Source organism: Bartonella sp. SL317, assembly GCF_059687655.1.
The window spans coordinates 782,068-796,326 of record NZ_CM185144.1; the positions used below are offsets into that span (position 1 = coordinate 782,068).

Genomic DNA, 14,259 nt, shown 5'->3' on the forward strand with positions numbered 1-14,259 from the left:
TAAGACCAAAAACATTTAAGAAGGCTCAATCCAATCCGGAATATGATCACATTCTATCAATTGTGCATAATCAAGACGTGGACGAATAACCGCATAACGTGTATCTTGAACAAGAACTTCTGGGACTAAAAGTCGACTATTATAAGTACTTGCCATCACAGCACCATAAGCCCCAGCTTGCGTAATAGCCAAAAGATCCCCAGATGCCAAAATCGGCAAACAGCGATCTAATGCTAGATAATCACCAGTCTCACAAACGGAACCCACAATATCTGCACGAATAAGAGGAGCATCTTTTTCTGCTTGTTTCACAAGGACGATATTCTGCCAAGCATCATAAAGCGTTGGACGCATCAGGTCGTTCATTGCCGCATCCACAATAACAAAATTCCGCCCTCGCCCCTTTTTTAAGTAGAGAACAGAGGTTACCAACACACCGGCTTGGCCCACAATGCTACGCCCCGGCTCTACAACAATATTAATCCCTAAAGGAGCAATATGCTTCTTTACCAGCGCAGCATAATCAAAAGGAGAAGGGATAGCATGTTGTTCATCCCCATAGGCAATACCAAGCCCACCACCAATATCTATATGCGTTATTGCATAACCATCGCTCCACAATTGACGCACACAATCTGCAATAAGAAGGAATGCCTCTTCAAACGGCTTTAAATCACAAATCTGACTGCCAATATGTATATCGATACCACAAACCTGTAATCCAGGTAAAGAAGCGGCTTTTTTATAAGCTTCTCTTGCCAACAACAATGGAATACCAAATTTATTTTCAGATTTTCCTGTTGTAATTTTCTTATGAGTCTTAGCATCAACATCTGGATTAATGCGCAATGAAACACGCGCTGTCTTTGACAGCGCAACAGCCCGTTGCGATAACTGTTCAAGTTCTGGTTCTGATTCAACATTAAAACAATAAATATCCTGAGAAAGAGCAAAATCTATCTCTCTTACGGTTTTACCAACACCAGAATAAACAATGCGATGCGCCGGAATACCAACAGCAAGGACGCGCCGTAATTCACCTTCTGAAACGACATCAGCTCCCGCTCCATTTGCCGCTAAAAGACGTAAAATGGCTTGATTAGAATTGGCTTTAACCGCATAAGCAATCAGACTGGGCATTCCTTGAAATGCCTTTTGATAGTCCTTAAAATATGTGACCACTGCACTGGCCGAATAACAATAAAAAGGTGTCCCCACCTCTTGGGCAAGAGTAGTAAGCGAACACCCTTCGGCATGAAGCATACCTTGATGGTAAAAGAAAAAATCCACTCTTTCCTCCTACTTTATCAAACGATCAAGAATAAAAGGTTGATCATCTTCACTTTTAGCAGCAGATGTTCCCTGCATAGATTTTTCCACGCTTGTAAGAGGAGGCGCTTCTAATGACCCTTTACGCCCACACCCAGCAACACAAACGCCCCCAAAAAGGACAATCATCACCCCTTTTAAAACCACTTTCATCTGTCCTCTTTCCTTATCTCAATCTTTTTTACCTTTAAAATATAATCACTCAAGCGCTTATAAGACGCTGTTTCCAATATGCAATTTATAAAAGAACTCCTGAATATGCTGTTTCCCCAAGCTTTTACGACTTTCAACAAATTTTTCAACAGTCAAAACATCAAAAAATATCGCATCGATATCAGGACACATTACTTGAAGTTCATCTCATGATAAATCTTAAAGGCGACACTGTTTTCCTTCTGCCAGTGCTACAGCTCTCCCTATCATGTGGTAAGCCTCACAAAAAGGAATACCTCATTCGCGGACAAGCCAATCAGCAAAAGCTGAAGTCATTGCATCCCCTCAATCCACTGCTTATTGTATAGCTCCTTCATTTACTTCCAAATCAGCAATTATCCCTGTCATTGCTACCCGTGATAACGTCAAACTCAAAGCCCCATTAAATACGTAGCCCTCATCTTCTTGCATATCCTTTGAATAAGCAAGCGGTAATCCTTTTATCACCGTTAATAATCCCACAAGCCCTCCATTCAATCAATCTGCTTTCGCCCGTACTCACTTGCCATATCAGAATTTCTCTTTTGTGGCATAATCGATAAACCCGTTGAAAAAGCATCTAAAAAATGAATAAAATGAAACTGTTCACTTGACCAAAAAATTACTTCTTCTGCTAAACGCAAAAGATGCATTGTACAAAGAGCAATAGCACTTAAAAACTTTAATGCAAAATGACGATCAGAAACACTGTCAATCGAATTGCGTGTAGATAAATTGCGTATAGGTCGCCGAAAATCGAGTGCTTTTACTGTCATAAAGCGATCAATCGGAAAATTTGTTCCTGCTAAAACCGTAGTTCCAAAAGGCGATTCATTCATTTGCTCAATGGCATCAAACATCTAGGATAAATCGCAACAAAACATTTCAACATAAGCCATCCTATAATGCCTCAATGTGACGGATTGAGCCAATTGTAAATACGTAAAGCCTAGCATAAAAACATTAATGTATCGCTCTGCAAGAGTAAGCAATTGCGTTATCAATTCCTTTACAGCTTGTGCTATTTTCTGCAATGCCTCACGCACCTACAACCGCAAATCAACAGCCACTTGATCATTGCATGAACGTGCCGTATGCAAAACCCAGCAACCGAACCAATCAACGCATAGAGCCGTGTTTTAATATTCACATGAATATCTTCAAGCCTTTGTAAAAAAACAAATGTACCCCAATTTCCTATAAAATAATTTTTAAACTATGAGAAATTTTTTTATAAATTAAGACTGTAAAATAATCCTTATTTGCGCTAACATCGCAGTATGAGAGAGCGAACCTTCAATATCTTGCCGATAGAATTTTTGATCAACATCAATTGATACGTTAATTTCTTCCATCACTGCAGCAAATCCTGCAATAAACCGTCCTCCCACATTTGGTTCTTTACCCTCTCATCTGTCATATTAAAAAAACACCCATAAAAAGGATAAAAATTATGATTCCTCAAAGTGTTAATAGCCAAAATGAGAAAAACAAAAAACGGAAAGTTTTCATAGTATCCTTTTTTGTTGCCATCATCTTAGTTGGTGTTAGTTTATACGCAATAAAAAGTCATCATGACAAGAATGCATCTTCTTTTGCCAACTCATTTTCAAAAGAAAATACAGAAAAAATGCAAGACAAAAAAATGATGGCAATTCAAAAAGCCGCAACAGGCTTTTTTGCTCACATGCGATTTATTGATAAGCCCCTAGATATGAAAAATCTTTCTTTTAAGGATATTCAAGGAAAAGATCACACACTAGCTGATTTTACTGGAAAACCGATACTCATCAATCTATGGGCTATTTGGTGCGTGCCTTGTCGCACTGAAATGCCCGAACTGGCGCAATTAAAACGTGAACTAGGTGGAGAAAACTTCGATGTCATAGCGATTAATATCGATAAAGCCGCTTCTCCTGAAAAAATTCAGCAATTTTTGCAAGATATTCATGCGGATAATTTAGTCTACTATCGCGATGAAACCATGAATATCTTCAACGATATGAGAAAGCAGGGACTTGCTTTAGGACTCCCTATTACATTTCTCATTGATAAAAATGGTTATCTCATTGCGTCTTATAACGGGGCAGCGCCATGGGCCAATGATGATGCTAAATCACTTATAAAAGCTGTCATGAAAGAAGCAGAATAACCTAAATTTAATAACCGCGTCTTTTTAAACGCTGGATGGACACATCCAATGCTGACAAAAAAGCAGAACGATCTTTACCACAAAAAGGACGTGGTCCTCCTGTAACATGCCCCTGCTCTCGCAAATTTTCCATCAAATTGCGCATGACTAAAGCTTGACCGATTGAATGAGCATCAAAAATACGCCCCGTTGGTGAAAGACAACATCCCCCAACCTTTACAACCCGTGCTGCTAAAAGGATATCACTGGTTATCACAATACACGCCTCATGCACATGCTCTACAATCCAATCATCAGCCCTATCAAGTCCATCAGAAACAATAATTCTTTCAATGAGTGGCTCTTGGGGAAGAGAAAGAAAACGGTTTGCAACAATAAATGTTTTAAGCTGATAGCGATTCATAACACGATAAATTTCAGCTTTTACGGGACAAGCATCCGCATCAACCAACAAAGTAATGGCAGGTTTTATTCCTTGCTCCATCTTTTGGCTTTCATACGATCGACAGTTTTTTTCATTCATCGAAGAGATTGCCAATAATTGCGATAAAACATTATTGCAGCATTTATTTCACCCCCCAAAATAAAAATTGCGCTTAATATGTAAAGAAAAATTATGGCAACCATAATAGATGCTAACCCCGCATAGGTTGAAATATAATCAAACATCGTTAAATATTGCGCAAAAGCAAGAGAAGCCATAAACCATACAAAAATTGTCACCACAATTCCTGGTAAAATATCTATAAATTTCCGCTTTCCTGCTGGAAGCCATTTATGAACAATCAAAAGACTGATAAACAAAACAATAACTGCAATTGTATAACGCCATAAACGAATAACCCCAATATACTCAGTCATTAAAAAAGAATGATTTTGCATAATTTTGATCAGCAAAGGTGATAAAATTAATAAAAAGCTCATCACAACAAGACCAAAAGCTCCAAGAATCACAAAAAACAAACTTTGAAAACGACAAAACAACAAACTCCGTCGGTCAACAACTCGGTAAGCTTTATTTAAAGCCGTACGCAAAGCTTCTATTCCATTAGAAGCAAAATAAGCTGCTCCAATAACAGAAAGCGTTAACACACCTCCTTTATGAAAAGTTAAAACCTTGACAACTTCCTGAGATAAAGGCTCTGCAATAACATCAGGCAATAACTGCACCAATGCTTTAATTTTTTGCGGTGTATAGGTAAAAGCCCCGAGAAAACGAGCAAAAGATATTCCAAAAATGAAGAAAGGAAAAAATGCTAAAAGCCCCGATAGCGCAACATGACTTGCAAAAGCACTTCCATTATCACGCCAGTAATGACTTATTGCATCACAAAAAATACGATAGCTCCACCAAAAGATATTTTTTAACAAACCTCAATACTTTCTGGTAACATCCTTTTTCAGTTATCTCATACTTTATAAAAACCATCAAGACTTTAAAAACAAACATTTTACAGTATAGAGGGCAATAATCCATGCGGTCAAGTCTCACGCTGTCCTAAAACTGAAAAGAATAAGCCAAAAAATTTTACCAATAAAATATCTTCTGTTTGAAGCGTTGTATTTCATACTTAAGAGCTGCCCTCCATAAAAAAACGCAACAAAAATAAAATCTGGAGAAAAGACATTTCCCTACACGCTTTTTCACGCTAAAAAGCTTAAATTGAAAAAGAATAGACGGAAATGAATTTCTACTTTTACTTGTTTTATATCGTTCTCAAATGAAATTATTTTTCCATGTTAAAAGATAAATCAAACAGATAGCATACTCCAGTCCCAAACTGGCATACAAAAGCTAAAAAACAAATACACTCAATCATCTTAATATTTATTTCAAATATACCATTGTGTGAGATTTAAATGTTGACAAGCAAGAGACAACAAAAGGACAAGTTTTATAAAGAACACAATATCATAAAACAAATTGAACTAGGAGCATATCCTTATGAACTTTGCTCTCCTTTATGCGGTTTTGTTAACCAAAACAACAAACGCCGCTTATCAGGATGCAAAAACCTTTTGAGAGCCCAGAATGGGGGAAAAAGGTAAGCGCTCCCTTATCAGCCTAAAGACTCTTAAAAACAACGCCGTATCTTAATCACAACGAACAATCAAAAAGAACAGATATTACGACCAAAAAGAATGATAAAAATTAAGCAAAACAACAGCGCAAAATTCAAAAGTCTCTTATTTTACATTCCCTCTTTAGAAACGCTATGACGCCCAAAATCAGGGGCATCAATTTCCTGCCCTGCATCAATAATATTACGACGCACAGCACGCGTACGAGTAAAAAAATTAAACAGTGTTTCACCATCTCCTACACGAATTGCTTGTTCTAAAAAAGCAAGCCCTTCACTAAAGCGCCCCAACATCTCTAAAATAGCCTCTTTATTATGCAAACAAATATCCCGCCACATAACGGGATCAGAAGATGCCAAACGCGTAAAATCACGAAAACCAGAAGCAGAATAAGCAATCACTTCCGAATTTGTTACTTTTTCTAAATCACTCGCTGTCCCGACGGTATTATACGCAATCAAATGTGGCAAATGCGAAACAATTGCCAACACAAGATCATGATGCTTAGGCTCCATCTTTTCGACACGCGCCCCACAAGCTTCCCAAAACGCTGTCAATCGTGCTACAGCCGCCGCATCACTGTCTGCAAAAGGTGTTAAAATACACCAGCGATTCATAAATAAATCAGCAAAACCAGCATCCGGACCTGAATATTCCGTTCCCGCAATAGGATGCCCTGGAATAAAATGAACCGTTTTTGGCAACAAAGGCGCCATTTCTGAAATAACCAATTCTTTTGTAGAACCAACATCACTCACAATCGCCCCTAGCTTTAAATGGTTATGAATGCTTTTTGCGACCTCTGCACTCGCCCCAACAGGAACAGAAATAATAACGAGATCAGCACCTTCAACAGCCTTTGCATTATCCGTTGTATAAAAATCTCCAAGTTCCAATTCACGCGCTCTTTCCAATGTTTCTTGACGACGCGTGGCAACAGAAATCTCAGCTGAAAGATTTTTCTTTTTAATCACTCTTGCTAAAGAAGATCCAATCAAACCAATCCCTATGAGCGCTATTTTTTCAAATTGAATATGGGGCATCTTTCACCTTTAAAGATTCTTTGCAAATGACAAAAAGGACAATTGTAAAAACCATAATTTCCTTGTCTATTTGTTCAAGAGTTATGCACAAAACATTAAAAAACTACAACCAAGGAATAAAGAATAACGCAATTTACCCATCATCACCTGTGCAAACAAAAAACAGATCATTTTACCTGGAAAACGCAAAAAAATACGTGAAAAAATTTAATACCAAGCTTTAAAATTCTTACTTCATTGCTTAATAGCATATAACGCATTGATTAATAATCATAATTACATTGTTTATATAGTGAAACAATCTCTTAAATATCTCAGGCTTATTTCATTTTAAGCCTTCTTCTATTCAATTAATCAAAATTATATCTTTTGTCCCTCACAAGAGGAATAGCCTATGGATAAGACACTTAAAAGAATAAATAAAAAGCCTCACACTCTCTCATGCCAAGAGTTATCACAACATTAAAAGCGAGCAAAATACGTGGTAAGTGCTAGATTGCACTTTTGTTAAGTATAAAAGCTTCACGCAAAAGCGAATTTTTACAGCTTTCTAAAACCGTACTCTCAATTCTTTCCATTGTGTAAGAAACCTGTTCTAACTTCCAATATTTTAAAGCTTGTTCAACAGTCTTTTTTCGTTGAAAAAAATAGGAGGCCGTGTTTGAGAAACCACCGAAAAAGGTGATTTTTCTTCAAGTTCCTTGATAATGCAACAGCTGCAATTGCTGAAGATACCTTTGTGTCACCCTCAAAATAAAAAGTCATCACATTTTTAAAATGTTAGGCTGCCATCTGGCGTCGTGCAATAATTGTAAGCCCTAACAAAACTTGACGAATGATGGCTTCACCCAAAAGCGGATTTTTACGACTGTCTAAAACAGCCCTCTCAATTCTTTCCATTGCGTAAGAAATCTGTTCTAACTTCCAATATTTTAAAGCTTGTTCAACAGTCTTTTTTCGCTGAAAAAAAATAGGAGGCCGTGCTTGAGAAACCACCGCAAAAGGTGATTTTCCTTCAACCTCTACCTGATAACGCAACAGCTGTAATTGCTGAAAATGCCTTTGTGCTGTATTCAAAATGAAAAAAAGCGTCCCATGGCCTGCAGCATGTCGGTTAAAATGCGCCTCAAAGCTTGATATATCGCCCAACAAAAGAGCATCAATGACTTCATCTTGAGAAAGAGCACTAACATCGCTTACAACAGCTTTAACATCTTCAAGAGTAATATGAACATCTTCAGCGTAAAGACAAAGCTTCTCTAATTCACCTCGTGATACAAGGCGATCGGCTCCTAAACTTTCATGCAACCATTTGCGTGCATCCAAAGAAAGAGTCTTCTTAAACTGCGCTAAAGCCTCATCAATCAAACCGTCAAGAGAACGCATATCATCTGCAAAACAGGGTAAAGCCATTGCACTTGATGCTGTTTCAACAGCATTGCGCAACCCTGTTCCTTTTTTTAAATCCCCTGCTTCAATGAGAATAAAACTTTTCTCTGGTGGTTTCTCAATTAAAATCTTCAAGACTGTAAGAAAACCTTTTTGGTTAGCAGCATTCGAAATCCATATCAGACGATCTCCCCCAAAAAGAGATACAGTATGGGCTTCATTTTCCAAACGTGCAGGCTCTTTATCAATTTCAGCAGCATCCAAACGAATTGTCGAAAATGGATCTTCTATTTCAACCTTTGTAAGCTTTGCAAAACGTTGTGCACGCTCACAAATAAGACCACGGTCTGATCCATAAATCAGAACAATAGGAAAAGCACGTGAAAAACGCGTTAGAAACTGATCAACCTCATGTGTTTTTTTCTGAGCCACACTATTAATCCATTAATAGTTCATCATCATCAAGAACTTCCCCACGAACTTTCTGAAACATGCCAATTAAATCATTAACATCCAATCCTTGACGCTCTTCATGACAGACATCCAAAATTACTTTTCCACCATGTAACATCAATGTTCGGTCACCATAATCAAGAGCTTGACGCATAGAATGGGTCACCATCATAGTCGTTAATTTTTTCTCTTCAACGATTTTTTCAGTCAATCGCATCACAAAATCAGCCATTCCAGGATCAAGCGCTGAAGTATGTTCATCAAGTAATAAAACATCCGCATGCGCTAACGTTGCCATCACAAGACAAACGGCTTGGCGTTGTCCACCAGATAAACTGTCCATAGGATTTTGAATATATGCCTCAAGACCAATACCTAATTGAGCAATTTTCTCACGAAAAAATTGCCTTTTTTCATGGTTTAAAGCTGAACGCAAACTACGACGATTTCCCCGAAGTGCCGCAAGAGCTAAGTTTTCTTCAATTGTTAAAGAACCACAACTTCCCATTAATGAATCTTGAAAAACACACGCAACCTTTCCAGCACGTTCACTAACCGATTGCCTAGAAACATTTTGTCCATTGATAACCACTTTTCCTGTCGAGGGAAGTGTTGCCCCTGCTAAAACACTGAGCAAAGTTGATTTACCTGCACCATTTGAACCGATAACGGTTACAAAACTACCCTGATCAATTTTGAGGTTAATATCAATTAAAGCCTGTTTTTCCAAAGGCGTTTGCGGTTTAAATGTAACCCCAACATGACAAAACTCAATCACGTTTACGCCTCCTCCAATAGCGTGGCACAACAAGAGTTAAAACAACCAACAGTGAAGTAATCAACTGAAGATCTGTCGATGTATCAATCCCAATGCCATTAGCTTCAAATGCAAATTGCACCGCCACACGATAAAGCACAGATCCCACAATACAGCTGATTATAATCCAAAAAATATTACGTGTACGAAAGAGCGTTTCACCAATAATCACGGCAGCTAACCCAAAAACAATTGTTCCAATTCCACCGGTAATATCGGTGGCGATCGCAGTTTGAATATAAAGAGAACCACCAAGTGCAACACAAGCATTGGAAAGCCCCATACCAAAATAAATCAATGCTGATGTATGAACACCTTGCGCTGTCGCCATACGTGGATTAGCACCCATTGCACGCATAGCCAGACCAATTTCACTTTCCAAAAACCGCCAAATCAAAAATGCCACAACCAATAATACAGTACCAACGAAAAGAGGACGTACAAAAATATCAGACAAACCAAACAGATTATAAAAGGGCGTTAAAACTGTATCAGCAAGCGCTAAATTAACATTAGACCCTCCCATAATACCCATAATACGAAGATTAACCGTATAAAGTGCGGACATTGTTAAAATAGAAGCTAAAAGGTTCAAAATACCAAAACGCAAATTCAACAGAGCTGTTAATAAACCAGCAGCCATACCTGCAAAAAAAGCACATGCCATAGCTGTCCATGCGTTAAACCCTAAAAGAATCAAGACACCACAGACACAGGACCCGAGAAGAAATGAGCCATCAACTGTTAAATCAGGAAAATCCAAAACGCGAAATGAGAGATAAACCCCTATAGCAACAAACGCATAAATAAGACCTAATTCCACAGCGCCAGAAAACGCAAATATATTCATGTAAAGATAATCTCCATGAAAACTTAACGCACTTTTATTGTATCAACATCCTATCGACAAAAGTCATTGAATCACTTTTGTCGCACGGTCAATAACGGACTGAGGGATAACAATTCCTGCTTTTTCTGCTGCTTTCATATCAATTCGAATATCATTATTAGCCGCATGCACAACATCAATATCACCAGGCTTTTCACCCTTTAGAATACGCACAACCAATTTCCCAGCATCAACGCCTACATCATAGAAATTCACACCTTGAGTCATAAAAGGCCCGCGTCCTATCGTATTAGCATCCACAGTAAATACAGGTATATTAGCTTCCTGTGTGACCTTTATTGCGCCCTCTAAAACAGACAGAATCGTATTATCAGCAGGAACAAAAATAACATCGACCTTACCAATTAAAGCGCGCGTTGCAGCCTGAACATCAGAAGGCTTTGGGGCTGATGAAGGAATGATTTCAATTCCAGCTTTTTTTGCTACATCCTTTAACGTCTTAAGTGTTGAAACAGAATTTGCCTCAGAAGCATTATAAAGATAACCAATTTTTTTCAAATCTGGTTTTACTTCTTGCAAAAGTTTAACACTTTCAGCAACATCTATGCGATCAGAACTCCCTGTTACATTACCACCAGGTTTAGTCAAAGAAGAAACGATTTTAGCTCCAATAGGATCTGAAATTGCAGCAAAGACAATAGGAATTGTTTTTGTTGCTGCAAGCATTGTTTGCGCTGAAGGCGTGGTAATTGCGACAATAACATCGGGTTTATCACCAACAAATTTACGTGCAATTTGTGTTGCTGTTGAAATATTGCCTTGCGCTGATAAAAAGGTTAGCTGAAAATTTTCACCTTGCTTATAACCATTTTCTGCAAGAACATCTTCCACACCTTTACGAACAGCATCAGCAGCAGGGTGAACCATAATTTGTGTTAAAGCAACTTTAACGTGCTTAACCTGATCATCCGCTGTTGCAATACTGTTCATCATAAAAACAGCTGCAATGACAATCCCTAATATATTTACTCTCTTCAACATAAGACCACCCCTCTCCATGCAAAATTAAAAAAGTAGTAATTTATTACTGAAGAATCTTTTAAAAGCAATCTTTATTTTATTGTATCGAAACATAAACAAAATAAATCAAACTAAGATGATATTTTTTTGTTGCAATTCTCAGAAGCCTAAGCCATACAAGCACAGTATATATCGAATCGATGAGCGGGTGTAGCTCAGGGGTAGAGCACAACCTTGCCAAGGTTGGGGTCGTGGGTTCGAATCCCATCGCCCGCTCCATTGAGTTTTGATTTACTTAATTCCTCTATTTGTTTTTTGCAGTTTGCATTTGCAATTGTAGCATGTCATCAGTGTAGTTTGGCAGCAGGTTATAGCTTGTCAGAGGGTTTTGTATATTTTGACACTGGACCACTTTATTTTCTTTCAAATAATTTTCAAGGGATTTTTAAAGGGGCTTCAAAGACATTTAAAAGATTATTTTAAAACTCTTTAATGCGTAGACCAGCCCAACCTCTATTTTATTCCCTTTTTCAGTAAACATTACCCATTGCTTAAACGAAAGGAATTCTCTCGTGTTTACCTTATTTCTTACCATTGATACAATTGGATCAACTTGACCCTATTGCTCTCTCCCATCCCAATTGAAAAAATTGCACTTTGATCTCATTGAAGATTTGTCATTTTTTGTAAGAATTTATGGGATTTTACTCTGCAATCATCGGGATATAATTTTTAGCTCATAAAAAATAATCCTTATTTATATGAAAGTGATTTAAGTGGATTTTTCTAAGCGATCAGTGCGACTTGCTAAATTACTAAACTGTGTAAAATCGGATTGGAAAGCAATAGGAACTATCCCCATTGAACCATAGCGTTGTTTGGCACCAATAACTTCAAGTTTTCCAGAGACATTTTTGCCACAGGAATTTTTCCCAAAGACATTGATCATAGCCTCTTGCCATCCTGAAGATAATTTTTTTAATATTAGCCGCAGACCTGTTACGGACTTATAGGTCATAAAGGCTTAATTTAAAATAATTTGGGATTACCTTTGAGCTGACAGATTTTTACAACCCCAGTTAAAAGATCAATAAGAAATGATAAGTAATAGCAAGGAAAAAAGATGTTAAACAAATCAAAAATCGACTTATCATTAGAGAATAATTTTTGTTCAAAGGTACGTTTTTTACCAAAATTATGCCCCCAAATGCAGGTTATTGATTTTTCAAATGGTGTATCTTCTGTTCATTCAACATTTGCTTCAGACACATTCAATATTATCTCTGCTAAAAATTTACAAGAAACGATATCGCTAGGCCAAGCAAAGTCCATAGTCGATTCCTTTAATGCACAGAAACTCCCTTTAGCTTGGTGGGTTGGACCTCATTCATCTTATTATAAAGTTGATGAAGTTCTCTTATCTATTGGTTTAGAGCATGTTGAAACAGAAGTGGGAATGGCAGCTTTAGCGCAAGATATAGATTCGTACATTACTTCTACGCCGGATAACTTCAAAATCAAGGAAGTTGAAACACTGCAAGATTTTAGAGATTACGGAAATGTTATGGCATCCGTATTCGAGCCTTTTGATGAAGAGGCGGTCATATTTTATGAAACCATAGGAGGTTGTTATAAAAAAGACCCTAATGTCGATATGTTCGTTGGTTATATCAATAACAATCCTGTAGCCATATGCTTTTGTATTAAAGCAGATGAAATTGGTGGGGTGTATGATATTGTCACCAATCCAAATTTTCAGAAAAAAGGTATTGGGACATTCATGACAAAAATTGCCATTGAACATTTAAAAAGAAAGAAATGTGATGTCATTGGTATGCAAGCCTCTCAAGAGGGAAGTGGCATTTATAAAAAGTTGGGTTTTATAAACTTTGGTGAATTTAAAGTTTATTCCAATAAACACATGATCATTTAACAATGAATTCTTTTTTTCGCCACTTAAGAGAATTTACGATTTACAAATCCACTTTAAACAAATGAAAAGCTTTTAATTTGATATGACGGATAATTTCACCATATTTCTTTTATATGGTTAGTTTAACAGAAAAATTTTCCGCTTTATATAAAAAGGCCTTTTAAAGGTCATAACCTCTTTAGGGAGTTTTTTCTTTTTCTTAAAATTGCAATTAGGATGATGAGTTCTGTAATACGAATTACATTACTTAAAGCGTTACGCAAATAAATTGTTTTATTGTTTTTCGTGTAAATTGATTGAAGATTTTTCGTATCTCCAACATATCTAACATACACTGAGCAACCTTCTTATTGCCTTTGTCTATAAAACTTCAATTCACGCAAACCCAATTCTTGTTTGTGAAGCTAACGGTAAACTCTTTGATCACGACAGATAACCAGAAAAAATCGGCTATGGTAAAAGCTTTTAACAACAGCTCTTTTTAGAAAAACACGCGATTTAAATAGAATATACAAAGCAGCAACGATACTTTCAGCCTATCGTAACTTTTCCTTTTTTAGTGATTACGTATACCTCTTCTATAATTTCTGCTACTCCACCATATGATTATTCTTTTTCCTTATTGACTCTCTCAACATAAAATCGTGATTACACAGTTTCCCACATTGATAAGCATACCAGTTGAAACTTTTTCAACTCATTCTTACCAAATCTCGCACGAATCACCCTTCAGCCGCACTTATGGAAAAATCTCAACTGATTTTAATATTGTCTTCTCCATAAAAAGTTTTTACATATCAAAAGAATCCTAAAGCCAATCAGCTCTTTCAACTAAATTACGATTTTAATTTATTTACGCAATTTTTCATGATTTTTCATGGCATTCAATACCTGTTGGCTTATTTCCTGATATGTAAGCCAACGCCAACCATTTGACATTGTTTTTCGTCCTCATTTAACAGATATGAAATCAACCTCATTTTTATACGCATAATCAAC

12 protein-coding genes, 1 tRNA gene and 2 pseudogenes are annotated in these 14,259 nt (G+C 37.1%); 3 read left to right on the plus strand and 12 right to left on the minus strand.

The window, feature by feature from the left end:
* Positions 1–15: 15 nt before the first annotated feature.
* From lysA to argH, 3 genes and pseudogenes are all read right to left on the minus strand, one after another.
* Positions 16–1,290 (minus strand): diaminopimelate decarboxylase, encoded by a 1,275-nt coding sequence (gene lysA, locus AC6ER9_RS03725; protein ID WP_497075044.1) that lies wholly within the window; start codon positions 1,288–1,290, stop codon positions 16–18.
* 9 nt (positions 1,291–1,299) lie between these two features.
* Positions 1,300–1,482: a hypothetical protein gene (locus AC6ER9_RS03730; RefSeq protein ID WP_497075045.1), complete on the minus strand. Its 183-nt coding sequence runs from the start codon at positions 1,480–1,482 to the stop codon at positions 1,300–1,302.
* A gap of 49 nt (positions 1,483–1,531) precedes the next feature.
* Positions 1,532–2,941, minus strand: a pseudogene (gene argH, locus AC6ER9_RS03735) (argininosuccinate lyase).
* Positions 2,942–2,974: 33 nt separating this feature from the next.
* Here argH and AC6ER9_RS03740 point away from each other — a divergent pair.
* Entirely contained in the window at positions 2,975–3,673 is a 699-nt protein-coding gene (locus AC6ER9_RS03740; protein ID WP_497075046.1) for a TlpA family protein disulfide reductase, read from the plus strand.
* 7 nt (positions 3,674–3,680) lie between these two features.
* Here AC6ER9_RS03740 and AC6ER9_RS03745 read toward each other — a convergent pair whose 3' ends face one another.
* The 8 genes and pseudogenes from AC6ER9_RS03745 to AC6ER9_RS03780 all read right to left on the minus strand — a co-directional run bounded on the left by AC6ER9_RS03745 (position 3,681) and on the right by AC6ER9_RS03780 (position 11,348).
* Positions 3,681–4,157, minus strand: coding sequence for a YaiI/YqxD family protein (locus AC6ER9_RS03745; protein WP_497075268.1), 477 nt, complete (start codon positions 4,155–4,157; stop codon positions 3,681–3,683).
* A gap of 35 nt (positions 4,158–4,192) precedes the next feature.
* Positions 4,193–5,044, minus strand: coding sequence for a YihY/virulence factor BrkB family protein (locus AC6ER9_RS03750; RefSeq protein ID WP_497075047.1), 852 nt, complete (start codon positions 5,042–5,044; stop codon positions 4,193–4,195).
* Between the two features lie 821 nt (positions 5,045–5,865).
* Complete coding sequence (locus AC6ER9_RS03755; RefSeq protein WP_497075048.1) at positions 5,866–6,798, minus strand: prephenate/arogenate dehydrogenase family protein; 933 nt, start codon at positions 6,796–6,798, stop codon at positions 5,866–5,868.
* Between the two features lie 491 nt (positions 6,799–7,289).
* A pseudogene (gene holA, locus AC6ER9_RS03760) lies at positions 7,290–7,556 on the minus strand (DNA polymerase III subunit delta); the annotation flags it as partial.
* A gap of 22 nt (positions 7,557–7,578) precedes the next feature.
* On the minus strand, positions 7,579–8,619 hold the full coding sequence (gene holA / locus AC6ER9_RS03765) for a DNA polymerase III subunit delta (protein WP_497075049.1): 1,041 nt from the start codon (positions 8,617–8,619) through the stop codon (positions 7,579–7,581).
* Positions 8,620–8,623: 4 nt separating this feature from the next.
* Positions 8,624–9,418: an ABC transporter ATP-binding protein gene (locus AC6ER9_RS03770; RefSeq protein WP_497075050.1), complete on the minus strand. Its 795-nt coding sequence runs from the start codon at positions 9,416–9,418 to the stop codon at positions 8,624–8,626.
* Entirely contained in the window at positions 9,411–10,307 is an 897-nt protein-coding gene (locus AC6ER9_RS03775; RefSeq protein ID WP_497075051.1) for an ABC transporter permease, read from the minus strand. Before AC6ER9_RS03775 ends, AC6ER9_RS03770 begins: the two co-directional genes overlap by 8 nt.
* A 63-nt stretch (positions 10,308–10,370) precedes the next feature.
* The gene (locus AC6ER9_RS03780; RefSeq protein ID WP_497075052.1) at positions 10,371–11,348 is read right to left on the minus strand and encodes an ABC transporter substrate-binding protein; all 978 of its coding nucleotides are present in this window, start codon (positions 11,346–11,348) and stop codon (positions 10,371–10,373) included.
* Between the two features lie 183 nt (positions 11,349–11,531).
* Between AC6ER9_RS03780 and AC6ER9_RS03785 the strand changes: the two genes are divergently transcribed.
* Positions 11,532–11,606, plus strand: a tRNA-Gly gene (locus AC6ER9_RS03785).
* Between the two features lie 493 nt (positions 11,607–12,099).
* Here AC6ER9_RS03785 and AC6ER9_RS03790 read toward each other — a convergent pair.
* Complete coding sequence (locus tag AC6ER9_RS03790; RefSeq protein ID WP_497075053.1) at positions 12,100–12,276, minus strand: hypothetical protein; 177 nt, start codon at positions 12,274–12,276, stop codon at positions 12,100–12,102.
* Positions 12,277–12,450: 174 nt separating this feature from the next.
* On the opposite strand from AC6ER9_RS03790, the gene AC6ER9_RS03795 reads away from it, so the two are divergent.
* Positions 12,451–13,260, plus strand: coding sequence for a GNAT family N-acetyltransferase (locus AC6ER9_RS03795; RefSeq protein WP_497075054.1), 810 nt, complete (start codon positions 12,451–12,453; stop codon positions 13,258–13,260).
* Positions 13,261–14,259: the final 999 nt, after the last annotated feature.